This is a genomic window from Deinococcus sp., assembly GCF_018260405.1.
GTDB lineage: Bacteria > Deinococcota > Deinococci > Deinococcales > Deinococcaceae > Deinococcus.
Window position 1 is genome coordinate 1 of the sequence record NZ_JAGLBG010000018.1, and the last position, 24,759, is coordinate 24,759.

A 24,759-nucleotide genomic window follows, 5' to 3' on the forward strand; every position below is an offset into this window, starting at 1 on the left:
GGGCCGTTCGTTGAGTCTTCACACACCAACGTAACCGACCCCACTTGCTTTTTGGTCAAAAAGGTTCCGGACTACTGTTATACGGATTCCGCTAAATTCCGCCACAGTCGGAAAATCGCCGTCTGTGGCTCCATAACGCGAAACCCGTATGCTGTTCCTACTCACATCCGCTCGGATTGATTCGGTGCAGTTCTGAATCAATCGGAATCCGTCTTACAGGTTAAGGGCCGCGTCCAGTGCCACTTCGATCATGCTGTTGAAGCTCAGCTGCCGCTCCTCAGCGGTGGTGACTTCATGGGTCACGAGGTGGTCGCTGATGGTCAGGACGGTCAAGGCCCGCACGCCGTATTTGGCGGCCAGGGTGTATAAGCCCGCCGCTTCCATCTCGACGGCCAGCACGCCGTAATCGGCCCAGCGCTTAAATTCCTGCGGGTCGTCGGTGTAAAACGTATCGCTGCTCATGATGTTGCCGACGTGGGTGGCAAAGCCGCGCTGCTGGGCAATCTGGTAGGCGCGGAGCAGCAGGCCGAAATCGGCGATGGGGGCAAAAGTGCGCTCGCCGAAGCGGATGCGGTTGATGTTGCTGTCGGTGCAGGCCGCCTGCGCCAGCACGATGTCGCGCACCTTCACTTCCTCGCGGTAGCTGCCCGCCGTACCCACCCGGATCAGGTTCTGGCAGCCGTAATCCTGAATAAGTTCGTTGACATAGATCATGGAACTGGCGATGCCCATGCCGGTGCCCTGCACGCTGACCTTTTGGCCTTTGTAGGTGCCGGTAAAGCCCAGCATGCCGCGCACAGTGTTGTGCTGCACGGGACTTTCGAAGAAGGTTTCGGCAATGTGCTTGGCCCGCAGCGGGTCGCCGGGCAGCAAAACGGTCTCGGCGATCTGGCCAGCTTCGGCATTGAGGTGAATACTCATGCAGCCAGTCTACGAAAAAACCCTCCCAAAGCGCTCTGGTCGCGCGGCGGGCTGCTGCTTTCAGGGGACGCTGAGCCGGAGGCAAAGAAAAGCCCCCGCCATTTGCATTTGCAGGCGGGGGCTTTTGCGAGAGGTGCTTACGCCTGAGGTGCAGGCGGCGCGGCGTTCCTACGCTTATGGGTCCATTCCTCGAAATAGACCACCAGCGGCGCGACGATAAAGATCGAGCTGTATGTGCCGACCAGAATCCCGATGAGCAGCGCGAGGCTAAAATCACGCAGCACCGGGCCGCCGAAAATCAGCAGACTGACCAGCGGCAGCATGGTGCTGATCGAGGTCATGACCGTGCGCGAAAGCGTCTGATTGATCGAGGTGTTCACTATCTCGCGGTAGCTCTTGCCGCGCATGTCCTTGAGGTTCTCGCGGATACGGTCCGATACGATGATCGAGTCGTTCAGCGAGTAACCGATCAGGGTCAGCAGCGCGGCGACCGAGGCGATGGTAAATTCCAGCCCCAGCAGCGAGTACAGGCCCATCACGATAGCTACGTCGTGCAGCACGGCGATGATGCTGCCCAGACCCATGATGAAGTCGAAGCGGAAGCCCACGTAGATCAGAATTAGTGTGAGGCCCAGCAGCACGGCCTTGATGGTCTTGTCGGTCAGCTCCTTACCCACGGCTGGCCCCACGGTTTCGGTGGCCTGAAGCTGGCCGCCCGGCAGCTTGGCAATAGCGCCGCCGACTTTCTGCGCGTCGGCGGCGGTCAGTTCGGGCACCTTGATGGTGTACTGAGCGCCGCTTTGACCGGGCGTAATGTCACGCTGAATGGCGGCGCTCTGCGAGGTGACCTTGGCCACTCCGGCCCCCGCTACGGCCTTACGCACCGCCTCGGTGGTGGTGTTCGCGCCGGTCTTGACCGTCATGGTGGTTCCCGAAACGAAGTCCACACCGTAGTTCAGACCCCTGGTTGCCAGGATGCCCCCGCCCACGATCGCGAGCAGCACGCTGGCCGTGGTAATGATCGGCGAGAGGCGAATGAAATCGAAGTGGGTGTTCTTGATCCACTGCGGGGCCGACATGTTAGGGCGGTGCTGCGCCAGCCACTCCATGAACCAGTGCGCGAAGACCAGGTTAGAGAAGGTGGACGCCAGCACACCGATAATCAGCGTGACGGCAAAGCCCTTCACGGGGCCGGTCGAGTAGTTGTACAGTGCCAGCGCGGAAAGCAGGTGGCTGGCGTTCACATCCAGAATGGCGGCGGTCGAGTGTTGATAGCCCGCCTTGATCGCGTTCTTGATGCCCTTGCCGCGCCCCAGTTCTTCCTTGATGCGCTCGAAGGAAATCACGTTGCCGTCGACTGCTGCCCCGATGGTCAGTACCAGACCGGCGATTCCCGGCAACGTCATGGTGGCTCCCAGGCCGCCCAGCAGACCCAGAATCAGGATGCTGGAAAACAGCAGGCCCAGTGCGCCGACCAGCCCGAACCAGAAGCCGTAATACAAAAACAGCATGACGAACACGAGGCCCACACCGACCAGCGCGGCGATGGCCCCACTGCGGATGGCGTCGGCCCCCAGCGTCGGCCCGATGGCCCGCTCGGCCTCGGTCTTGACCTTGATAGGCAGCGCCCCTGACTTGAGTACCAGCGCAAGCTGCGTAGCGTCTTGGCTGGTAAAGTTGCCGCTGATCTGCCCGCCCGCAGGCAAGGCGTCGCGGATGGTCGCCACCGACTTGATCTGGTCGTCGAGAACCACGGCCATCGACTTGCCGATGTTCTGGCGCGTGAAATCCCCGAAGGTCCTGACTCCGGCGGGGGTGGTCTTAAATGACACGACCCATTGCCCGTTCTGATCGGTGGTGGGGCTGGCGTCGGCGATGACTTCGCCGGTCGCGCCAACCGGCCCCAGGTCACTTAGCTTGTAGCCTAGCGAGGAAGGGTTGCGCGTGGCTTCCTCGGGATCGGGCTTGGCCGTGGGAGTGACGATCCGGAAATCGAGCTTGGCAGTCTTTTGAATAATGTCGCGGGCCTGCTGCTGTACGGCGGGGGTGGCCCCCGGAATTTCCACAACCACGCGTTTACCGCCCGAGACGGTCACGGTGGGTTCGGCGACGCCCAGGGCGTTAATGCGGTTCTCGATGACGGTCTTGACCCGCTCAAGTTCGTCCTTGGTGGCCGTGCCATTTTCGGGGGCCAGCTCGATACGCAGCCCGCCCTTAAGGTCGAGGCCCAGCGTCATGAACTGGTATTTGTCGTTCCACAGGGAAAGGGGCGTAGCAGGGTGCTGCCAGGGCCGCCAGATAAAGGCGATGCTGAGCAGCAGGGCCAGCAGCAGCAAAAGGGCCGTCCAGGGGCTGGGTTTTCCGCCGACCGAAGTCGCTACCCGCCCGGATGGACCCTTGCCGCCGTACCTGCTCTTATTGCGGTTGTTACCGTAGGTCACGTTGATTACTCCTGAAAATGCCTGAGAATGACAATGATTGCCGAATACTTGATGAAAGGAACCTGGAACTTATGCAGCTGGGGTTTGCCGACCTAGACCAGCAGGCCAAGCAAACCGAGCGGCGGCGCGGGGTCAACCACCGTCGGTCTGTCGCCTGCCCCACCACGTTAGGCCCGTTTGAAGGGCTGGCACGTTCCAGTAAACTGGGCGCGGCGCGGGGGGGGCGAGTTGCGCCGCCGCCGACCACGCTTCACCAGGAGGCGGACTCGGCAGTGGGCTGGGCAGCGGTAGCTGGGGCGCAGCCCGCAGTTCCGGCAGGCTGGGCGCGGTCGCCAGCGCCACCGTGCGCGGCTGGGCGTCGTGGGCCGGGGGGGGAGTTCCCAGGACAACCGCCAGCACCGACAGCACAGTCAGTACGCCGGGCCAGGCTACCAATCGGGCCTGCCAGGACAGCGGAAGACGTGAGAACCCTCTCAAAGCGTCCCAGCATACCAAACCCCCCTCTGGCCAATAGCCTGCGGTTAGGCTCCGGGAACTTTGAGGCCCCCGGGCACGTATCCTGGAAGTGATGCGCCCTGACTCGCTGCTCCAGCTTCTGCGGCCAGCTGGTGTTGGCACCCTGTTGACCCTTGGGGCTATAGCGACGCAGGCCGCTTACCTGACTTACAGTCCTAAAGGAGAACAGCAGATGCCCAACCTTACCGGAGCAGGACAGGTCGAAACCCGCGCCGACGGCAGCAAGGTGTTTACGCACGGCCACCGCGCCCCCGACAATGTGCAGATTGTGACTCAGGAATACGACCCACAGGGCAGGATGCTTCGGGTACGCGCCGAGTGGTCAGGCTTTGCAGGTAAGGTGCTGGACGTGACGGCCACCTGCGACCCCACTGGCAGGCTGCTGAAAGAAGAAGGCTACCGCGCCCCGGATATGAAAACCCCGCTGTCCGAGTTGCTCAGGCCGCTGCCACAGGGCACAGCGCCGACCACAACCACGTCCCCTGGCACAGTTGGCACAGTTCCGGCCAGACCTGCCACGACCAGCGCAAGCAGCGATAACGCGCCTATCACGGTGCCGTCCCTGAGTCCAGTATCTGGCACCCGGACGGCGAACCCAGCTTCCAGGGCAGCTCCGGCAACCGTCTCGCCGGATGACGGCACCGAAGGGGGAGTGCAAAGCATCTACGGCACGCCAGCAGCGTTCGGTAAAGCAGAAGACAAGGGCGCAGACAAAGACCATACCTCCTGACTGGGAATTGAGACAGCCTTTAGGGAGGCACGTCCCAGAAACGACATACTAACGCGGTGCGCCGTGTCCCGCTCGCCCCTGTCCCTTCTCTCATCCTGTCAATGATCAGCTTGCAGGGCGGGGCCGCGTTTGCCAAGACGCTTTTTCCGGCGGTCGGCCCCCTGGGCACCACGACCCTGCGGGTTTCGCTGGCAGCGCTGCTGCTGCTGCTTATCTTTCGCCCCGACCTGCGTAAACTGAGCCGCGCCGACTGGCTGACCGTGCTGCCCTACGGCGCGTCGCTGGGTCTGATGAACCTGTGTTTTTATGCCGGGGTCGAGCGCCTGCCGCTGGGGCTGGCCGTGACTTTCGAGTTCGTGGGGCCGCTGCTGCTGGCGCTGTTCAGTTCGCGCCGCCCGCTGGACTTCGTGTGGGTGCTGCTGGCGGGCGTGGGCATCGCCATGATTACGCCGCACGGCGGACTTCACGGCGGAGCTGGCGGGCCGCTCGACTGGGTGGGGGCCGGGTACGCGCTGACGGCCGGAGCGTTCTGGGTCGTGTATATCCTCGCCGGGGGCGCGGTGGGCCGCCGCCTGCCCGGTGTGGCGGGCGTGGTGCCTGGCATGCTCATCGCCGCGCTGATGACCTTGCCGCTGGGACTGTGGCAGGGCGGCCCCCAGCTTTTTGCGCCGCATGTGCTGCTGCTGGGGCTGGGCGTGGCTACCTTGTCAAGTGCGCTGCCCTATACCCTGGAAATGCGGGCGCTGCGGGCCATTCCTGCCCGAATCATGGGCATTTTGCTGAGCCTGGAACCCGCCATCGCGGCCCTGAGCGGCCTGCTCTTTTTGCACGAACGCCTGAGCACAACGCAGTGGCTGGCCCTGCTGTGCGTGGTCGCCGCCAGCGCCGGAATCAGCCTGACCGGAAAGCCGACCAAGCATGTCGTGCCTGAGCCTGCGAACTGAATCACTCAGCCCCTACGATACTGACGGCAGCTGAGGTCAGCTTTATTCCCACTCGCTTTGCTCTGCTACGCAGCCTTGCGAGTCGGCGTGAACCCAAAACTGCTGGATTCAGTCGGAATCAGCTTTCGCCGCGCTGCTTGATGCTCAGCACGCGGCTGGCCCCGGTCTGGTCGGTGGTCACGCCCCAGAGGGCCTGGGCGACTTCCATCGTCGCTTTTTGGTGAGTGACCAGCAGGAACTGGGTACCGCGTTGGGCAAAGCGCTCTAAAAAGGCCGTGAAGCGCCGGATGTTGGCCTCGTCAAGGGGCGCGTCTACCTCGTCCAGCACGGCCAGCGGCAAACCACCCATGCCCTCGTTTCCACCCGCGTGATTCAGGGCGAACAAAAATCCGAGGCCCGCCATAGTGCGCTCGCCCGCGCTCAGCAGAGTCAGGCTGCGGGTGCGCTTGCCCCGGGGCTGCACCGCCAGCCGCAAGCCGACCAGCCGACCTGCTCCGCTGTATTCGGGCTCCAGTTCGCCCACGCCGCCCAGCAGCTCGGTGCTGTACTCCCTAAAGGCTTCGTTGACCCGCTTAAAGGCCAACCCTGTGGCCGCTGCCTCAGCCGTTTCCAGCTCGCGCAGGTGGGCCTGGAGTTCGTCGCAGGCCGCCTGGGCATCCGCCGCTTCGGCGCGTTGGGCGGCCAGCAGCTCTAGCTCGGCGGCGTGGTCGACCTCGGCGCGGGCGTTGACGGGGCCAAGCTGCTCCAGCTCGGCGCGGGCGCGGCCCAGTTCAGCCGTCCACTCGCGCACGGTTCCGGCAGGCGAACACCCGTCGGGGATGGGTTCCAGGGTACCCTCACGGCGAGCTACGGTCAGATTCAACTCGTCGAGTCGGGCGCGGAGCTTATTCTGCTCGCCGATCAGGGTGGTGTAGGTCTGCGCAGACTGCTCACGGGCAGCCTCGGCGCGGGGGTATTCCTGCTCGTCCAGCGTGCCGAGGGCCTGCTCACGGCGGCTGACTTCGGCCCGCGCCGCCTCCAGCTGAGCCTGCTGCGCCTGCACCGCCTGCCGGTTGCTGTCCAGGCGCACCCCCAGATCACTGGCGCGGGTACTGGCGGCCCGGTAACTGTGCCAGGCGGCAGCCAACTCGCGCCCCAGTGCCAGCGCTTCGAGGGCCTGGCGCTCGCGTTCGCGGGCCTGCTCGGCCCCGGAGCGGACTTCCTGCACCTGGCTTTCGAGGTCGGCGGGGTCGGCGGAAGCGTCCTGAGACACAGGCATCTCCGGCGCGGCAGCCCCGGTCTGGGCCTGCACCTGCTCCGCCAGCTGCGCCCTCAACTGGTCAGCCAGACGGTCACGGTTGGTTTCCAGGCTACGTCCCTGAGCGGCCAACTCGGTGACCACGCGCTCGGCTTCGCGCTCGTCACGGCTCGCCGCTTCACGGGCGGCTAGCAGCGCAGCGTGCTCGTCACGGTTTCCGGCCAGCCTAGTCTGCACCTGCGCCAGCTGGGTCTTTAGGTGGGCCGTCAGGGTGTCCGCTTCCGCCAGTTCGGCGTCCAGTTCCTGAAAACGGCGCTGGTCGCCCAGCACAGCGCTGCCCGTGTCGCGCAGGCGGCCCCCGGTCATCGCGCCGCCGGGTTCCAGCACTTCGCCCGCCAGGGTCACTAGGCGCGGGCGGCTGCTGTAGGCGCGGGCGATCCGGCTGGCCCCGGCCAGATCGCGCACCAGCAGCGTATCGGCCAGCATGGACTCGCCGACCAACGGCGGCTCGGTAGGACACAGGTCAGCGAGGTTGCCCACGACCTCCCCACGCACGCCGGGGTCGCGCAGCAGGGCAGCGTCCCGGCGCGGGCGTGGGCGCAGCAGCTCCAGCGGCAAGAAGGTGGCCCGCCCCCCCACGCGGCGCAGTTCCTCGATTATCTCGCGGGCGTCGTCGGCGGTATGTACCACGACCTGTTCCAGGCGGCGGCCCAGGGCGGCGGTCACGGCCTGTTCGTAGTCGGCGGGCACGGTCAGCAGGTCGGCCACCGACCCCACGATGCCGGGATGGTCGAGCCGCAGGGCGTTGCGTGCCCCCTCGCCGTAGCGGGCGTACTGGTTCAGAGAGGTTTCCAGGCGTTCGCGTTCGCGCTGCAAGGGGGACACGCTGGCTTGCAGGTGCGCGAGTTCCTGGGTCAGTTGCCGCTCGTGCTGCTGGGTGGCGACGCGGGATTCATCAAGCGTCGTGAAGGCGGTGGCGGCTTGCTCCCGGTGCGCGGTGGCTCTGGCCAGTTGCGCCGTAGCCTCGGCCAGGCGCTCGCGCAGCTGTTCAAGTCCCCCCTCTGCGCGGGCCAGTTCGGTCTGCAAGGTGTCCTGACTGGCCGAGGCGCGGGCGCTCGCCTCGGCGGCGCGGGCGGCGGCGGCCCGCAGGCGGCTTAGTTCGGTCTCTAGCGCTTTCCAAAGGCGCTCGGCACCCTCGGCAGCGGCGCGGGCTTCGGCCGCCTGGGCAGTCAAGTGCGTGAGGTCGGGGGCGGCTTCGGTGGGCGGCGTCAAGGCCAAGCCGCGTAGTTCCGTGTGCAGGGTAGCCTGCTCGGTCAACAGGTGTTCGTGGTAGCGCCCGACCTGGGCGTGGGCCTCGCGGGCGGCCCGCAGCGTTTCGAGCGCCCCGGCATAGGCGTCTCGGCGGGTGCGGGCCTGCTGGGCGGTTTCGCGGGCCTGCTCGACAACGGCGGCGGCCTGCTGCACCTGCGCGGCCAGTTCGGCGCTGCGGGCGGCGGTGGCCTGGGCCTCCTGTTGGGCCTGGGCCAGTTCGCGGCGCAGCCCAAGTTGCCGCTCGCGCTTCAGGGCGTCTTCGAGCAGCGCGGCGCGGGCGCTGAGGTCACGGTGCTGCCGGGCCTGCTGCGCCGCCGTCGCCAGCCGCCCGGCCACCTGCTCGCGCTCGTCAAGCAGCAGCCGCAGCTGGGCCAGCTGACTCTCGGCGTCACGCAGCCGTGCCCCGGTGTCCTGGCGCGTACTGACGGAGCGCGACAGGCCCGCCGCTTCTTGCAAATAGCCCAGCAGCGTGCTTCCTTCAGCCTGCACCACGCCGCTGACCTCGCCCTGCCCAATGACCGCCAGGCCCCCCGGCCCCAGTCCGGTGCCGCGCAGGGCCGCCTGAATGTCGCGGGCACGCACGCCCCGGCCATTCAGGTCCTGTTCGGCGCTGCCGTCACGGTAAATCCGGCGGGTCAGGTTGACGCGGCCCCCAGCGGTTAGCAGTTCTAGCTGCACCTCGGCCAGCCCCAGCGCAGCCTTGCCGCCCGAGCCGTGGAAGATCAGTTCGGTGCCGCGCCCGGCCCGCAGTTCCCGTGCCCGCGCTCCGTGGGTGGCCCAGCGGATCGCCTCGACCACGTTGCTTTTGCCGCTGCCGTTTGGCCCGATAACCGCGCAAACGCCCCCGCCAAATTCCAGGCGGGTGCGGTCGGCAAAGGATTTGAACCCCTGAAGGGTAATGGACTCGATCATGGCAACAGTGGCACTGCTAAGTATCTGCCGGGTAAAGAGTGAATTATGATACGCCCCTAGCCCGAAGAGAATGAGGATTCAGAAATTAAAGAGGCCGCGTGGCCGAGTTGGGCCAGCCCGGAAGTCCAGCCCCCTTCCTGGCCGCCACTCAGTTCTGGCAGTCCTGCCGGGTATAGGCGCCCTGCAGGTCGAGGTGCCCCAGAGTATCGGTGCTCTGACCGTTCACCAGGAAGGTCACGTCGCCGTCACGCTTATCAAGGAGGGTGCGGGTCAGGGTACACAGCAGCATCCGCTCGCCGCTGCTGCCGTAGTTGAGCTTGGTGTAGGCGGCAGGCAGGTCGGCGTAGTAGTGCAGGCCGCGCACATAAATTCGCGGGGCAGGGGTGTTCTTGGGCACTACCGGCAAGACGTCGCTGTCCTTGCTGCCCGTTCCGGCGGCCCAGGCGTCGGCGGCAGCCTGCGCCAGAACGCCCGCGCTTTCTTCGGTGACCTGCACCGTGCGGACTACTGGCTTCATGTTCTGCACCTGCGAATCGGAGTAGTACACCGTCAGCTTGACCGGGTGCAGCTCGGCCATTTCCAGCTTGGGCATCTGCGGGGTGGCCTGCGGGCGCTGCACGACCTGTAGGGCGTAGGCCGCCGCTGCCAGCAGGATCAGGGCCAGGATGTTGAAAAGCGAAAAGAAGCGTCGGAGGGCGTTCATGGCTTGGCTCCCGTGATCACCGTCGAAGCCACCTGGCTGGAATTGTTGGCACGCGCCGTGAGGTACGTGGCGATGCTGCGGGCCACCGCGACCGAAAACGCCTGCACCCGCCCCTGCATGGCCAGATTGGCGCGGTCCTGAGCGTTTCCGGCCCAGCCGAGTTCAAGCAGCAGCGCGGCCTGAGCCGTTTCGCTCAGGGTAAGCATTTTGGCTATGCTGTCTTGCCCAGTAGTAACACTGCCTTTGAGTTCACCGCGCAGCAGTTCGGACAGCCTTCTGGTTCCCCCGACGTCGCCTACGACCAGCGAACCGTAAGGCAAGACCTTGCCGTTACGCACGGTATTGACCAGGAGTGAAGGACTGCTGCCCGTGTTCTCGTATACGGTCACGCCGCCGCGCGTGGTGCCTGGAAAGCGCCCGATATCCAGCGCCAGATACACGTCGCTCTGCCGGGCCAGAGAGAGGCGGTCACTGATGCTCAACTCGCCGCTTTGCTCGCGGGTCAGCTTGACCTGCCAGCCCGCCTTGGTCAGCAGTTCAGCGGCCTGCCGCGCCACTTCCAGCGTCACGTCGCGCCCGGTGCCCTGCACCTTGAACGGGTCGAGCACAATAAGCGGCTTGGCCAGACGCTCCATCAGGGCCGGAATGTCGCTGGGAATGCCCGGCCCCACATCCACCACGATGCGCGTTCCCCCGGCCCGCACCACCGGATAGACCCGGTAGCCGCTGTTCTGCGGCAGCGTGAAACTGACGATGGCGTCGCTGCCTTCTTGCGTGACCTCGGCGTAGGGAATAAAGGCCGCGCGCGTGGTGTAGCGCTGTGGCTTGGCAAGCGTGCCCTTGAGAATCACGCGCAGCACGGTGCCCCTGAGTTCGTCCTTGACCGTGACCTCGCGGTTGAGGTCGAGTACCAGGCGGTCGCTGTCCTTGCCAGTGCGGCTGCTGACGGTTTGCAGGGTGCGGGTCGCCAGCGTGAACTGCCCGGTCTGGTAAGACGCCCCCAGGCCACGGGCCAGCGTGTCGAGTGGCAGGTACAGGTTGCCGTTGACCAGCGTGGCGGTACGCGCCTTAAGGCGCTGCGCGTCGAGCTGCACGGTGTTGAAGTCGGTGGTCGAGCGCACCTGATCCTCATCAATGGGCAGCAGCAGCACGTGCCCCAGCCCCTCGACCCGCACAATGGCCCCCTGGCGCTTGATGGTCAGCAGGTCGCCCAGGGTCGTTTCGCTGGCGTATTCCGCGCCGTAGAGGTTGATGCTCTGAACTTGCTTACCGGCCAGATTCAGTTTGCCAAAGGTGATCTGAGCGCCTGGCACCTGGGCACCGGAAACCTGGGTTCCGGCGATCTGGGCACCGGCCAGCCCGATCCCGACCAGCGCCACCGACAGCAGCGCCAGCTGAGGCCAGCGGGCAAATGCAGCCTGCGTGACCTGGGGCCTCACAGGTTCCTCAATTCGCGGCGCACGGTCTTTTCGGCCTCGGCGCGGCGCTTGTCGTGCAGCTGCTTGCCACGGGCCAGGGCAATTTCTACCTTGAAGTAGTGGCCCTTTTCATACAGGCGGGTCGGAACCAGGGTCAGGCCCTTTTGCTCCAGGCCCCGCTTAAGCTTGGCGATTTCCTCGCGGTGCAGCAGCAGACGGCGCTTGCGGCGCGGCTCGTGGTTGTTGTAAGTCGCTTCGTGATAGGTCGGAATATAAAGTCCTTCCAGATCGACATTGCCATTCGAGAGACGGGCAAAGGCGTCACGGAAGTCCACGCCTCCGGCCCGCACACTTTTGACTTCACTGCCCGTCAGACTGATGCCCGCCTCAAAGCGCTCCAGCAACTCGTACTCGTAATGTGCGCGGCGGTTCGTGTACACGCGGGGCATTGTAGCAGGGCCATTCTGAGAGCGGGAAAGCAAAGTAGCTTTTCATCTGCCGCTCACAGGCCGAGCCGCCTCAGTTTACTTTTTCTGGTCAGGGCGGCTGGGGCGCACCTCGACCTTGCTGGGCAACGTGCGGGCGGGCATGTGCAGCAGGTCCACCGTGAGCTGCGCGATGTCCTCGGGCTGAATCTTCCAGGCGTCGGCCTCGTTGGGAATGTGGCCATTAAAGTGCGTCGCCACGCTTCCGGGCATGATCTGCGTGGTCTTGATGTCGTACTGCCGCAGGTCAAGGTTGACCACTTCCGAAAGGCCGTTGAGACCGAACTTGCTGGCGTTGTAGGCTGCGCCACCCGCGAACGGGTTTTTTCCGGCGAGGCTCGAAAGCGTGAAGATGTAGCCCCCGCGCTGCTTGAGGGCCGGAATCGCTGCCTTGATGGTGTAGAACGCGCCGCTAAGGTTGGTGTCGATGACCTGTTGCCACTGCTCGATGCTGAGGTCGGCAATGTTGGCGAAGTGGCCGACCCCGGCGTTTACGAACAGCACGTCCAGTGTGCCGAACGCGGCGACGTGAGCCTCGACCTCGCGCTGCACGGCGGCGGGGTCGCGCACGTCGCAGACCACACCGCGCGTACCGTGGCCGAGTTCCTGCGCGGCGGCCCCGACTTCCTGCTCATGGCGGCTGGTCACGGTCACGGCGTAACCGTCGGCGATTAGGGCGCGGGCCACGGCCAGACCGATGCCCTTACTGGCGCCAGTTACGAAGGCGCTTTTTTGACTGGTGTCCTGAGTCATAGTGGCAAGGTAACACGCCTGCCGGACACCGACTTACTGCAAAGATTCATGGCTTATACAGATTCCGATTGATTTGGTGCAGTTCCGAATCAATCCGAGCGGATGCGAGTAGGAACAACATACGGGTTTCGCGGTATGGAGCCGCAGGCGGTGTCTTCCCGACTGTGGCGGAATTTAGCGGAATCCGTATTACACAGGAGCGCCGGGCAGTCTTAACGCTCCCTTATACGGATTTGGCGCAAGCTGTATTAAGCCTCAAGAGGCCTGTTAAATCCGGTTGCTCTTGGCAAGGTTGCAGCGGCGGCACAGCAGTTGCAAGTTACCCACGCTGGTCGCCCCGCCCAGGCTATGGGGGATGATGTGGTCATATTCCAGATAATTGGTGTCGCCGCACTCCACGCAGCGGCCCTGATCGCGCTGCCAGACCTCCAGCTTGACCTTCTGTGGAATGCTGCGACTGGCTTTCTCGGACTGTGGCAGCAAAAGCAGGCGCTTGTGCATCCTGACCAGCGAATCCAGCATGGCCTCAAAGATGATGGGTTGGGGCATTCCTTTGTAATAACCGCTGCCTTTCTTGACGCCCAGTTCCAGATTGACGCCGTCTGGCCGCCCCTCGATTCGCAGCACCTTGCCGTACTGGACATTCCAGCCCCCTTCAGCGCTGCCAACAAAGTGCATCTGGCGATTGGTCAGCACGGCGCGCCCGGCTATGTCGCGGGTACGGGTCGCCGTGACTTGCCGAAAGGTCGCGGGAACTTCCAGGTGGGCCACCTCGCCCGCGTCCAGAATCAGGGTGCTCTGGATGCTGGGCAGTCGGCCTTCGCGCAGTTTGCTGGCGACTCGCAACTCGGCCACCCGCACGCGCAGAGGCTGCGCCATCCCGTCGGGCAGCTGCAACAGATAGAGCAGACGTTCAAAGACTTTCTCTTCCTGCTCGCTCACCGAGCCGTCGGCCTGAGCAATAGAGATGGTGCGCTCCAGCAGGTCGAGCGCGTCGGCCCGCACAAACTCAAGTGCCGCTTTGGCATCCAACTTTTCGCGGTAGACCGTTTGCTGCAAATCTTCCCACTCATGCATTTCTAGAAGGCCGTCGGCACAGGCCGCCAGAAAACGGGTACGGAAGTTGTGTAACCCGGTAGTGACTTCCTGGGCACAGGTTTTGCACAGACCAGCAGAATTGAGCCGCGCTCCTAGCCCTGGCCTTCGCCCACAGCGTTCACAGGCGTTGCGTTCATGCCAGGGGTCCGTCGGGGCTGAGGTCAGTGGCTGCCAGACTTCCGGCTGGGGTGGCGCAGGCTGCCCAAAGATGGTTTCCAGCTGCGTTAGCGACTCCCCCCACTCCAATGCTGGAGCTTGCGACTCAGGGGTGGGCATTTCCTTGACCACTTCACCGCCGAGCGACTGAATGAGAGCCCCGAGGCCCCCGCTAAAGCCCTGAGCTACCCCTGAAATGCGCCATCCCCCCTGGTGGCGGTAAAGTTCCAGCAGCATAACCGCCTGCTCTGTGCCGAACAGTTCTCCTGAGCACTCGAAGAGAACATCGTTGCTCTGTCTGTCCCGCACATGCACCACGCCGCGGCCCAGCTCCGAGAAGGTCTGATCGTCGCTGCTGGCAGCCAGTAACAGGTGGTGAATGCCCAGCGGCACCCGCTCCAGATCTACCGTAAACGTCTGGCTTTTCAGGTCGAGGTTCAGGGCCCCTTCCGGGCTGCCCGGCTGATTGTAAAAGATGAAGTAGCGGTCGTCAGTCAGTTTGCGCTCTTCATCCAGGCCAAGGAGGCTGATATCCGCCGCCATGCCTGGCAGATGGGCCTGCAAGGTCAGGTGCGCGCCAGTCAGGAACTGAGTCAGGGGCACACGTTGCCCACGCTGAAGTGGATGCTGCATAGTTTCAGTCTACAAATTCGCAGGGCACCACCGCTGCCCTAGAGGTGATCTCCCAGGGGCAACTCACTTGACTCGCTGGTCATTGTTGGTTGCCCGGATACACGCCGCCTTCAGTATCCACGCCCAGCGGCCCGGCGTCAGCCCCCGCCGTGTGCGTCTTACCGCCGCTGGCTAACGTAGAAGTCACTGATGCCCGCCGCAATCGCCTGAGCAAAGCGCTCCTGGCCTTCAGAACTGTTCAGCACCCGGAGATTGCCGGGATCGGTCAGGTAGGCGGTTTCGACCAGCAGGCTGATCTGGGTCGTCGGGCGCGTCAGGGCGAGGTTGGCGCCGGGCATCAGGCCCCGCCCGGTGCCTATGTCTGGCAGGCGCGAACGCAACTGGTCTAGAATGGCGTTGGCTACCGCCTGAGCCTGCATGTGGCTGAAATGCACCTCCGGCCCGCGCACGCCTCTGGGGTCGCGGCCATCAGGCAGGGCGTTGGCGTGAATGCTGACCAGAAGGTCGCTGCCCGTGGCCTCGGCACTCAGGTCGCGTTCATAGAGGCCCAGCGTGGTGTCGCCGGTGCGGGTCATATTGATTGTGGCCCCCTGAGCACGCAGCAGTTCGGCCACGCGAGTAGCGATCTTAAGCACCAGCCCCTTTTCCGGAATGCCGAAGCTGCCTGCCCCGCCCGACTGCGACCCTCCGTGCCCCGGATCGATGGTAATGACCCGCCCAGCGAGCGGCTGCGCCGGACTAGGCGCCGGGGGCCGCCGCACCGTAACCAGCAGGTCGCCGCCGACATAGTTGGCCGTGTAGCCCCACAGCTGGGCCGTATTGAGATCAAGCACCACCCGGCTCAGGCCGTTGCCGGGCACGGTGCCTACTGAGTGGATCAGCGCGTCGCCCTGCGTGGGAGCGGTGGGGGGGGTACTGAGGCCGTACAGCGTAATGGTCAGCTGTCCGGGCGCAGTCTGGTCAATCTGAAAGGGGGGCTTCGCGCCGCCGAGTGGAATGTGAAGTTGCAGGTCACCCGCCGCCGTAGAAACCGTGACGGCTTGAGCTGGCTGGGCGGTCACTGGTTGAGCGGTCATTGGCTGGGGAACCGTAGCGCTCTGCGGCCCACTCTTTTCCGGCCCACTCTGGCCTGGTGGTGTACTGGGAATAGTAGTCAAGTTGACGGCGCTGGCCTGGAGAGCAGAACCGACCGGGGCCAGCAGCGTGGCCGTGGCGGCACCCGTACCGCTTTCCAGACGAATGGGGCCACTGGCGGCCAGCGCGGGACGGCCCGGCGTGATCTCAAGCTGGCTCGCGGTCAGCAGCAGGCTCTGGCCTGGGGCCAGTCTGGCCCGCACGTCGCTGCCCTGCCGTCCCACTAGGGTAAAGACCATGCCGCTACGGGGGTACAGCAGCGCGTTGCCGTCCAGATCAGTGCCCACATACTGAGCGTCGTTGAGACCCAGGCCACGGATGGTTCCGGCCTTCTGCGTGCCAGTGCGCGGGCTGGCAGAAACACTGCTGATGTGCCCGGCGGCGGTGGTTCTCAGGGTGCGGCCATCTTGCCCGGTCAGGCGCACCCTGATCGGCGCACTACTCAAACTGCTCTGGGGAGGCACCACGACCTGGCCCGTATAGGTGCCTGCCGGGCCTTCTTGCAAAGCAACTGGCGCACCGCCCGCGACCTGCACACTGGCTTTGCCGCCGCGTGAGCCGCTGAAGCTGACGGTAATGGTTCGTTCGGCGGCGCTGTCGCCCGCGATGTCCCAGAATTCGGTGTCGTAATGCGGTTCGATGCTGCTGGTGCTGATGAAAGTGGGGCGGGCCGGAAGGGCCCTTTGGGCCGTGCGCGTGACCCGCAGCTCGAAGCGGCCTGTTTCGCTGCCCTGCGTGGCGACCAGTTGCAGGTTGTTCAGACCGACCTTGAGGGGCCACCACAGCATGAACAGGCCGTCGGGCGCGACTTCGGCAGGCTGACCGCTGATTTGCAGGCTGGCCCCAGGGGTTACGCTGCCTTCGAGGATGATGTGGTCGTAGGCCACCCGGTAGTCCGGCGCGGGGTAGGCGACGAAGACGCTGGGGGCCGCCAGCGCTGTTGAAGGCGCCGCTGACAGGCTGGCCGCCAGCAGGGTAAGCGCGAGGTGACGGAGCCGCGAAACAGGGAACATGGCTACGGGTCTAGCATGATTGCCCGGGGGCTTGCTTGAAGTGGGCTGGGCAGTATGATGCCGCTACCCATGAATCCGCTGGTCAGGCAGTATCAAAAGCAGTTGCCCGACTACGAGGCGCTCCGGGCCGCTGCCGTCGCGCACATCGCCCAGCTGCTTCAGCAGGCGGGACTCAAGATTCACCACATCACCGGGCGGGTCAAAAAGCCCCACAGCCTCGCCGACAAATTGCGGCGCAAACTGGGCCGGTACACCGAGCTGGCCGACGTGACCGATCTGGTGGGCGTGCGCGTGATCACCTATTTCGAGTCGGACGTTCAGGTGGTGTCCCGGCTGGTCGAGGCCGCCTATGAGATCGACTGGAACAATTCCATCGACAAATCCAAGATGCACGACCCGGACCGGTTCGGGTACATGGGCGTGCATTACGTGGTGCGGAGTGGGCCGAGTATGGCGGCCTTCGGTGGGCTGCGGCTGGCGGGCGTACCGTTCGAGATTCAGATTCGCAGCATCTTGCAACATGCCTGGGCCGAGATCGAACACGACCTGGGCTACAAGAACCGCGAGGCGGTGCCGCGTGAGGTGAGCCGACGCTTTTACCGTCTGGCCGGGCTGCTGGAAATGGCCGACGAGGAGTTCATGACCATTGCCCGCATGAGCCGCGACTACGCCGCCGACTTGCCCGAGCGCCTGCGCGATAATCCCGACAACGTATTTATCGACCTGCAAAGCGTGCGCTTGCTGATGAGCATGCCGCCGGTGCACCCGCTGGATGAACGCGTGGCCGACGCCCTGAACGTGACGCTGCTGGTGGACTGGCCCGACCCCGAGCGGCCCCAGCGCCTGACCACGCTGCTGCAATACGTCGGGGTGCATTCGGTGGGACAGTTGCAAAAGGAATTGCTGCGCTGCGAAGAAGACGTGGTGCAGTTCGCTGAGGCCCTGCAACCGCGCCTGCGTGAGGCCTGGACTCCGGCGGGCGGCGCAAGGCCCGGCACCAGCCTGGTGCATTACGCGCTGTTGCGAACCTGTGAGAACCCTGCGCTGGATACCGTGCATGTGCTGAAGCTGCTTGACCTGAGCAAGCAGGGCGATGCGGCGCAGATGGCCGGGGGGGTTCGCAGCGTGTATGAGCAGATTTTTTCGGCGCTGCCATAGGCGGCCAGACTGCCTCACCACTAAGCTTTGCGCGGCTGCCTTGCCGGGAACCCCTACGACGTGAATGCCGCGTCAGCCGGAGTCGGCCTGTTCTCATGCGGCGCGGCGGGATACTGACGGCATGCAGAAGTTTCTTTCCCTCCTGACCCTGGCGGCCCTCGGTGGACTGGCCCAGGCCCAGACGTTAAGTGCTCAGGATATCGTCAACAAAGTAGATGCCGCCCAGAAAGTCGCCCGTGACGTGTCGTTTCGGCTGAGTGGCACCGCCGCCTTCGAAAGCTTGAACCAGAAGATCGACCTGATGGTCAAGACCATTCCGGCGCAGAACGTGGCCCGCGTGCAGTTCGCCGCACCCGACGCACTGGCCGACAACATCATGGTGGCCGATAAAAACGAGATTCGGCAGTACATGTTCCTGACCAACCAGATTACCGTGACCCCCACTAGCAAGGCGGCGGGCAACGTGGGCATTGGCGGGCTAGACTTTAATCAGCTGGGCAACACCAGCGCTATGCTCAGCAACTACACCGTTAAGCTGCTGGGCACCACCGGCGCGGCGGGCAGCCGGGTCTTCCAGCTCGAAGCCGCGCCCAAGAATGGCGGCACCGACCGCACCCGCATCTGGATCACCGAGGCGGGCTGGCGGCCCAACCGTATTCAGCTGCTTGGTCAGGGGGGCAAGGTTATGGCTGACATGACCATCAGCGCCTACAAGACCAACGCGGGCCTGACGGCGGCGGCGCTGAAGACGCTCCCCAAAGACGCGCAGATCGTTCGGCAGTAAGCAGTAAGTAGTCAAGCTGTTGTGTGAGAGCGGTGGAAGTGGGCAGATGTCCACCCACCGTTTTTTCGTTGCGGCGCCAAATTGGTTAGACTCGGGGGTATGACAGCATCCGAGAAGAAGACCGTCGCCATCGTGGGCGGCAGTGGCTATGCAGGCGGCGAGTTTCTGCGCCTGGCGCTGGGCCATCCCCACCTCGAAGTGACCCAGGTGACCAGCGAGCGCAACGCGAATACACCCGTAAGCCTGGTTCACCCCAACTTGCGTGGGCGCACTAACCTCAAGTTCCGCAAGGCCGCCGATATCGACAGCGCCGATATCGTGGTGCTGGCGCTGCCGCACAACTCTGCCGCCAAGCGCATCGCCGAATTCGAGGCCAGAGGGCAGACCATCGTGGACCTCAGCGCCGACTTCCGCCTCAAAGACCCCGAGGTCTACCGGGCGGTCTACGGCGAGGATCACCCCGCCCCCGAAAAGCTGAAGGATTGGGTCTACGGCAACCCCGAACTGCACCGCGAGGACCTCCGGGGCGCGACCCGCATCGCCTGCGCGGGCTGCTTTGCGACTTCGGTCATTCTGGCGCTGTACCCGATGATCAAATTGGGCGTGCTGCTGCCCAAGGATGTTATCGCCACCGGGCTGGTCGGCAGCAGTGCCGCCGGAGCGAGCGCCAGCGAGTCCTCGCACCACCCCGAGCGGGCAGGCAGCCTACGCGTCTACAAGCCGGTCGGCCACCGCCATACCGCCGAGGCCAAGCAGGAACTCCCCGGCAACTTTCCGATTCACCTGACGGCCATTTCCACGCCCCGCGTACGCGGCATCCTGACCACCGTGCAGGCCTGGATTCCTGACGGCTGGAGCGACAAGGACGTCTGGAGCGCCTACCGGGAAGTGTACGGCCAGGAGCCGTTTATCCGTATCGTGAAGGTCGCCAAGGGCATTCACCGTTACCCCGACCCGATGCTGCTCGACGGCTCGAATTTTTGCGACATCGGCTTCGAGATGGACCCCGATACGGGCCGTGTAGTGCTGATGAGCGCCATTGACAATCTGGTGAAGGGCACCGCCGGACACGCCATTCAGTCGCTGAACATTGCCAACGGCTGGGAAGAGACGGCGGGGCTGGAATTTACCGGGCTGCATCCGGCGTAGGTGGTACTCCAGCAGCGTGGAAGCCAAAGGCAGCGTGGAGGAAGGAGCTGCCGTACCAGAGCTTAGTTAGCGGCGCAGCAGAGTGAGCAGGCAAAAAGGAGCAGCTGCCGGATACCGTTCCGGTCATCCAGGCAAAACACCCAGATGACCAACACTTCCGCCAGCTGCTTACCGCAGCTCACGGAGTCTGGCCCACGTCCGTCTTACAGGGTCAGCACGTCGTAGCCTTTGGGCGTTACGACCAGGGTGTGCTCGAACTGAGCACTGGGTTTCTTGTCGGCGGTAGTTACAGTCCAGCCGTCGGCTTGCAGGCTGGTTTCGGGAACACCCAGATTGATCATCGGTTCGATGGTAAAGACCATGCCGGGTTGCAGCTTAAGGCCGGTGTAACGTGCGCCCCAGTGGTACACCGTGGGGTCCTCATGCAGGCGCTTGCCGATGCCGTGGCCGGTGTACTCGCGGACCACGCTGTAACCCCGGCTTTCGGCAAGGCTCTGGATGGCGTGGCCGATGTCACCGAGGCGGGCGTTCGGGCGCACCTCCTTCAGTGCAGCTTCCAGGCACTCGCGGGTGGTGTCCACCAGTCCCTGCACCTCGGGGCTGACCTGGCCCACCGTGTAGGTGTAACAGGCGTCGCCGTAATAGCCGTCGAGCAGCACACCGATGTCAGTCCCGATGATGTCACCTTCTTTCAGTTCCCGGTCACCCGGAATACCGTGACAGATGACTTCATTGACGCTGGTGCAGACCGTGCCCGGAAAAGGGTTGTTCTTGGGGCCGTAGCCCAGGTAGGCGGGCAGTGCCCCGGCCTTACGGATGTGTTCCTCAGCGACGCGGTCAAGTTCTCTGGTCGTGACACCGGGCTTGATGTACGGTTGCAGCACGCGGAACGTTTCGGCGACCAACCCTCCGGCGCGGCGCATGATTTCGACTTCGCGGGCAGATTTCAGGGCAACTCTACTCATAACGTCCGAGCCTATCACTTTGGCCCACAACCGTTTGAGACACGGCCGTTTGGGACACAGCCGTTTGGGACACAGCCGTTTGAGAAAAGTGAACCGCGTTGCGGAAGAACCCGCGTCGGGGGAGAGACCCAAGTGCCAGAAAGCCCCCCGTTGTCAGGCCGTATAACACCCTGTCAAGCCTGCCAAAAGTGCTGTGCTAGCCTGCCCAGATGAGTTCGGACGGAATGCCCCTGACCTTTGACGTGGTGGTTTACCCGGCTGCCGAATTACGCGGCGAGTTGCGGGCACAGCCCAGCAAAAACTACACGACCCGCTACCTGTTGGCGGCGGCCCTGGCCGAAGGTGAAACCCGCGTGGTGGGGGTGGCGACCAGCGAGGACGCCGGGGCCATGCTGCGCTGCCTGCGCGACTGGGGCGCGGGCGTGGAACTGGTGGGCCAGGACGCCGTGATTCGCGGCTTTAACGCACAGCCCAGGGCGGGCGTGACCCTCGATCCGGGAAACGCCGGAGCCGTCGCCCGCTTTCTGATGGGCGTGGCGGCGCTGACCTCGCAGACCACATTCGTGACCGATTACGCCGACTCGCTGGGCAAACGGCCCCAGGGTGACCTGCTGGACGCCCTCGAACGGCTGGGCGCGAAGGTGAAGAGCAACGACGGCAAACTGCCTGTTTCAATTTCCGGCCCGGTACGCGGCGGCCCGCTGGAGGTCAGCGCCGAGCGCAGCAGCCAGTACGCCAGCGCCCTCATGTTTCTAGGCCCCCTGTTGCCCAGCGGCCTCGACCTGCGCCTGACCGGAGAAATCAAGAGCTACGCCCCGCTGCGACAGACGCTGGATACGTTAAGTGCCTTCGGCGTCCGGGCCACGGCGTCGGCTGACCTCTCGCGCATTTCCATTCCGGGCGGGCAAGCTTACCGCTCCGGCAAAACAGGGCAGCCGGGGCGCATGCTGGTGCCGGGCGACTACCCCGGCTCGGCGGCGCTTCTGGCGGCGGCGGCCCTGCTGCCCGGCGAACTGCGCCTGAGCAACCTGCGCGAAAACGACCTTCAGGGTGAGAAAGAAGCGGTAGCGGTGCTGCGCGAGATGGGAGCCGACATCGTGCGCGAGGGTGACAGCCTGACCGTGCGCGGAGGCCAGCCGCTCCGGGCCGTAATCCGCGACGGAGACACGTTCACCGACGCGGTGCAGGCCCTGACCGCCGCCGCCGCTTACGCGGGGGGCACCACTACCTGGGACAACGTGTACACCCTGCGCCTCAAGGAATGTGACCGCATCAGCGACACGCGCCGCGAGCTGGAAAAACTGGGTTTGAGCGCCGCCGAAACGCGCGACAGCCTCAGCGTTACGGGCGCGGCGCGGCTGGCGGGCGGCGTCACTGCCGACGGACACGGCGACCACCGCATGATCATGCTGCTGACCCTGCTGGGCCTGCGGGCCGAAGCGCCGGTGACCATCACCGGGGCGCACCACATCCGCAAGAGCTACCCTATGTTCTTCCGGCACCTCGAACAGTTGGGGGCCAGATTCGATTATTTGCCCACGGGTACGCACTAAAGCAGTTGGCATAAGGAGGCCACGTTGCTTGTGGCTTTTCATGCCGAGTGGAACGAGCGAACAAGAAAGAGCAGGACGTAGAATGAAGGGGGCGGCGGTGTTGTTCCGACATGCCCATCATTCGCAGAACGGCTCTAAAGCGCGACGCAAAGTGAACAAGTTGTTGAGGTAAATGTGGCGTACCCGGCAAATCTTCATCTGGCCGGGTGCTTTGCTGGAAGCATGAAACATTTGCTTTCCCTGGCCCTTCTCGCCGTGGGCAGTCTCGGCGCCGCCCAGACCCGGGCGCCCGAGTTTAAGGCTCCCAGCGGCTTTCAGGTCGGGCTGTATGCCGACGGCCTGAAGCAGCCACGCTTCATGGCGCTCTCGCCCGGTGGCGAAGTTTTTGTATCCGACCCCGGCGCAGGAACGGTAGAGGTGCTGGCAGACCGCAACGGCGACGGCAAGACTGATGGGCGCACCACCTACGCCTCGGGGCTGAACAAACCGCATGGTCTGGCCTTTCACGGCGGCTACCTTTACGTGGCGAATACCGACGGGGTCGTGCGTTACCCGTACAAACCGGGTGACCACCAGGCCAGCGCCGCCGCGCAGAAAGTACTCAGCCTGCCGGAGGGAGGGCACTGGACCCGCACAGTGACCTTCGGGCCGGACGGCAAAATGTATGTCGCAACCGGCAGCAGCTGCAATGTCTGCGAGGAGAAGGACGCCCGCCGCGCCGCCATCTGGGTATACGGTGCCGACGGCAAAAACGGTAAGCCTTACGCCACCGGGCTGCGCAATTCGGTCGGGCAGGTCTGGGTCGGCAACCAGATGTACGCCACCAGCAACGGGCGCGACATGCTGGGAGACGACCTGCCGCCCGAGGGTGTGTACAGGGTCGCTGCCGGAAAGTTTTATGGTTGGCCCTATTGCTACACCGTCAAGCCCGGCCAGCCGCAGGTCTGGGACAGCGATTTCAAGGCCAAGACGGCGGAAGTCTGCAAGCAGGCCACGCCCGCGTTCGCCCTTACAGCGGCTCACGCCGCCCCACTGGGCATCACGGCCTACACCGGCAAAACCTTTCCGGCAGCGTACCGGGGCCAGTTGTTCGCGGCGCTGCACGGCAGCTGGAACCGCAGCCAGAAAAGCGGCTACAAAGTCGTGACGGTTGACCCCAGCAGCGGCAAGGTCAGCGACTTTCTGACCGGCTTCCTGGAAGGGCAAAACACCCTGGGCCGCCCAGTCGACCTGTTGACGGCCCCGGACGGCAGTCTGCTCCTGACCGACGACTACAGCGGCAAAATCTGGCGGATTCAGTACGTCAAATAAGCGCCCCTAATCCTGGGGTTGCCCGATCACGTCGATGGTCGGGTGCTTTTTCTCAAAGCGCACGCTTAGGACGCCGTGCTGAAGCTGGGCCTCGCCGGTCTGCGGCACCACTTCTTCAGGAAAGGCCAGCGTGCGCGAAAAAGTGCCCTGGGGCCGCTCGGCGCTGATCAGGTGATTGGAGCTGTAGGCCGGGGCGCGGCGCTGCCCGCTTAGTGTGACCTCGTGCAGGCCTTCGCTCAGCGCCAGCGAATCCGCCTCTACACCCGGCACGTCCAGCAGCAGCAGCAGATGCGTGCCCTCGTCTATCCAGTCGGCGGCGGGCGTCCAGACCAGTGGCCGCGAGAGGTTTTCGACCCCTTCGCGGATCGTCATGAGGTGTTGCAGTCGGCCCAGTACCAGCTCATCCATAGGCCCGAGCCTAGCATTCTGCCCCTGGGCAGTGGGTAGACCTGCGCCGCCATTTTCGCCACAATTGAAGACCTGTGCCCGCACCGCCCACGTTGCCTGCCTTGCCCATTCTGACCGCGCCCACGGCGGCAGGAAAAACTGCGCTGGCCCTGAAACTGGCCCGGCAGTTCGGAGCCGAGATTGTGGCCGCTGACGCCTTCACGGTCTACCGGGGCCTGAACATCGGCACGGCCAAGCCTTCAGCGGCAGAACTGGCGAGCGTGCCCCACCACCTGATTGACGTAGCCGACGTGACCGAGGATTTCGATGTGGCGCGTTACCGCACGCTGGCTGAGGCCACCATTGCAGACATTCTGGCGCGGGGCCGCCTGCCGCTGATCGTGGGCGGCACCGGCTTTTACCTTAGCGCCCTGACCCGTGGCTTGCCCCTGACCCCGCCCGCAGACCGCGCTGCCCAGGCCCCCATCGAGGCTGAGTTGCGGGCGAGGGGCCTAGACGCCCTGCTGGAAGAGATCGCTGCCGTAAACCCGGCGGAGGCTGCCCGCATGGAGCGCAACCCGCGCCGGGTGATCCGCGCCCTGGAGGTTCACCGCCAGACCGGAAAGTTTCCGGGGGAGTTCGGGTACACCAGGCCCGCTTTCACCTACCGGGTGTTTGCCTTTTCGCCGGAACTGTCCGTGCTAGAGGAGCGTATCCGGCAGCGCACCGGGGCCATGCTGGGGGCAGGCTGGCCGCAGGAAGCCCAGTGGTTGGCCGCGCAGGTGCCGCCTGAGCGTTTGCCGCGCCCGACCGTCTGGCAGGCGCTGGGCTACGCCGACGCGCTGGCAGTGGCCCAGGGCACCCTTAGCACCGAACTGGCCGCCGGACAAATCGCGCTGGCGACCCGGCAATACGCCAAGCGCCAGTTGACGTGGACGCGCCAGCAGTTGGGGGCCACCGTGCAAGCGCCGCCGCAGGCCAGCAGCGCCCTGGAACAGTTTGTGGCTTCGGCGACGGCTTCTTTTTCTTAACACTGTTCAAATACAG

At 64.6% G+C, this 24,759-nt stretch carries 20 protein-coding genes; 8 read left to right on the forward strand and 12 right to left on the reverse strand.

Translation table 11 applies throughout. The features are described from left to right. Positions 1-213: 213 nt before the first annotated feature. From deoD to QZ269_RS04015, 3 genes are all read right to left on the reverse strand, one after another. Positions 214-921: a purine-nucleoside phosphorylase gene (gene deoD, locus QZ269_RS04005; protein ID WP_291424549.1), complete on the reverse strand. Its 708-nt coding sequence runs from the start codon at positions 919-921 to the stop codon at positions 214-216. 137 nt (positions 922-1,058) lie between these two features. Next, positions 1,059-3,362: a protein translocase subunit SecD gene (gene secD / locus QZ269_RS04010; protein WP_291424551.1), complete on the reverse strand. Its 2,304-nt coding sequence runs from the start codon at positions 3,360-3,362 to the stop codon at positions 1,059-1,061. A gap of 132 nt (positions 3,363-3,494) precedes the next feature. Beyond that, positions 3,495-3,797, reverse strand: a complete 303-nt coding sequence (locus QZ269_RS04015; RefSeq protein WP_291424553.1) for a hypothetical protein — start codon at positions 3,795-3,797, stop codon at positions 3,495-3,497. 253 nt (positions 3,798-4,050) lie between these two features. On the opposite strand from QZ269_RS04015, the gene QZ269_RS04020 reads away from it, so the two are divergent. Both QZ269_RS04020 and QZ269_RS04025 read left to right on the forward strand, forming a co-directional pair. Then, the gene (locus QZ269_RS04020; RefSeq protein WP_291424554.1) at positions 4,051-4,608 is read left to right on the forward strand and encodes a hypothetical protein; all 558 of its coding nucleotides are present in this window, start codon (positions 4,051-4,053) and stop codon (positions 4,606-4,608) included. A 101-nt stretch (positions 4,609-4,709) separates the two neighbouring features. Next, on the forward strand, positions 4,710-5,552 hold the full coding sequence (locus QZ269_RS04025) for a DMT family transporter (protein WP_367272205.1): 843 nt from the start codon (positions 4,710-4,712) through the stop codon (positions 5,550-5,552). A 118-nt stretch (positions 5,553-5,670) separates the two neighbouring features. On the opposite strand, the gene QZ269_RS04030 is transcribed toward QZ269_RS04025, so the two are convergent. The 7 genes from QZ269_RS04030 to QZ269_RS04060 all read right to left on the reverse strand — a co-directional run bounded on the left by QZ269_RS04030 (position 5,671) and on the right by QZ269_RS04060 (position 16,405). Further along, a complete protein-coding gene (locus QZ269_RS04030; RefSeq protein ID WP_291424558.1) occupies positions 5,671-9,012 on the reverse strand; it encodes a chromosome segregation SMC family protein in 3,342 nt (1,113 codons plus the stop codon). 148 nt (positions 9,013-9,160) lie between these two features. Next, positions 9,161-9,715 (reverse strand): GerMN domain-containing protein, encoded by a 555-nt coding sequence (locus tag QZ269_RS04035; RefSeq protein WP_291424560.1) that lies wholly within the window; start codon positions 9,713-9,715, stop codon positions 9,161-9,163. Continuing rightward, positions 9,712-11,154, reverse strand: a complete 1,443-nt coding sequence (locus QZ269_RS04040; RefSeq protein ID WP_291424562.1) for an N-acetylmuramoyl-L-alanine amidase — start codon at positions 11,152-11,154, stop codon at positions 9,712-9,714. The genes QZ269_RS04035 and QZ269_RS04040 overlap by 4 nt, the downstream gene beginning before the upstream one ends. Then, a complete protein-coding gene (gene smpB / locus QZ269_RS04045) occupies positions 11,151-11,582 on the reverse strand; it encodes an SsrA-binding protein SmpB (RefSeq protein ID WP_291424564.1) in 432 nt (143 codons plus the stop codon). The genes QZ269_RS04040 and smpB overlap by 4 nt, the downstream gene beginning before the upstream one ends. Before the next feature lie 75 nt (positions 11,583-11,657). Then, complete coding sequence (locus tag QZ269_RS04050) at positions 11,658-12,371, reverse strand: SDR family oxidoreductase (RefSeq protein WP_291424566.1); 714 nt, start codon at positions 12,369-12,371, stop codon at positions 11,658-11,660. A 267-nt stretch (positions 12,372-12,638) separates the two neighbouring features. Continuing rightward, positions 12,639-14,258, reverse strand: coding sequence for a TerD family protein (locus QZ269_RS04055; RefSeq protein ID WP_291424568.1), 1,620 nt, complete (start codon positions 14,256-14,258; stop codon positions 12,639-12,641). Positions 14,259-14,416: 158 nt separating this feature from the next. Further along, positions 14,417-16,405 carry an N-acetylmuramoyl-L-alanine amidase gene (locus QZ269_RS04060; RefSeq protein WP_291424570.1) on the reverse strand — a complete coding sequence of 663 codons (1,989 nt, stop codon included), beginning with the start codon at positions 16,403-16,405 and terminating at the stop codon, positions 14,417-14,419. Between the two features lie 54 nt (positions 16,406-16,459). Between QZ269_RS04060 and QZ269_RS04065 the strand changes: the two genes are divergently transcribed. The 3 genes from QZ269_RS04065 to argC all read left to right on the forward strand — a co-directional run bounded on the left by QZ269_RS04065 (position 16,460) and on the right by argC (position 19,496). Then, a complete protein-coding gene (locus QZ269_RS04065; RefSeq protein ID WP_291424572.1) occupies positions 16,460-17,563 on the forward strand; it encodes a GTP pyrophosphokinase family protein in 1,104 nt (367 codons plus the stop codon). Between the two features lie 121 nt (positions 17,564-17,684). Next, a complete protein-coding gene (locus QZ269_RS04070; RefSeq protein WP_291424573.1) occupies positions 17,685-18,347 on the forward strand; it encodes an outer membrane lipoprotein carrier protein LolA in 663 nt (220 codons plus the stop codon). Positions 18,348-18,446: 99 nt separating this feature from the next. Then, on the forward strand, positions 18,447-19,496 hold the full coding sequence (gene argC, locus QZ269_RS04075) for an N-acetyl-gamma-glutamyl-phosphate reductase (protein WP_291424575.1): 1,050 nt from the start codon (positions 18,447-18,449) through the stop codon (positions 19,494-19,496). A gap of 203 nt (positions 19,497-19,699) precedes the next feature. On the opposite strand, the gene map is transcribed toward argC, so the two are convergent. Then, a complete protein-coding gene (map, locus tag QZ269_RS04080; protein ID WP_291424577.1) occupies positions 19,700-20,461 on the reverse strand; it encodes a type I methionyl aminopeptidase in 762 nt (253 codons plus the stop codon). A 209-nt stretch (positions 20,462-20,670) separates the two neighbouring features. Here map and aroA point away from each other — a divergent pair, with 209 nt between their 5' ends. Beyond that, a complete protein-coding gene (gene aroA, locus QZ269_RS04085) occupies positions 20,671-22,014 on the forward strand; it encodes a 3-phosphoshikimate 1-carboxyvinyltransferase (RefSeq protein ID WP_291424579.1) in 1,344 nt (447 codons plus the stop codon). Positions 22,015-22,236: 222 nt separating this feature from the next. Further along, positions 22,237-23,325, forward strand: coding sequence for a sorbosone dehydrogenase family protein (locus QZ269_RS04090; protein ID WP_291424581.1), 1,089 nt, complete (start codon positions 22,237-22,239; stop codon positions 23,323-23,325). Between the two features lie 6 nt (positions 23,326-23,331). Here QZ269_RS04090 and QZ269_RS04095 read toward each other — a convergent pair whose 3' ends face one another. Then, positions 23,332-23,733 carry an Hsp20/alpha crystallin family protein gene (locus QZ269_RS04095; RefSeq protein ID WP_291424583.1) on the reverse strand — a complete coding sequence of 134 codons (402 nt, stop codon included), beginning with the start codon at positions 23,731-23,733 and terminating at the stop codon, positions 23,332-23,334. A 74-nt stretch (positions 23,734-23,807) separates the two neighbouring features. Here QZ269_RS04095 and miaA point away from each other — a divergent pair, with 74 nt between their 5' ends. After that, complete coding sequence (miaA, locus tag QZ269_RS04100) at positions 23,808-24,743, forward strand: tRNA (adenosine(37)-N6)-dimethylallyltransferase MiaA (RefSeq protein ID WP_291424585.1); 936 nt, start codon at positions 23,808-23,810, stop codon at positions 24,741-24,743. The last annotated feature ends 16 nt before the right edge of the window (positions 24,744-24,759 follow it).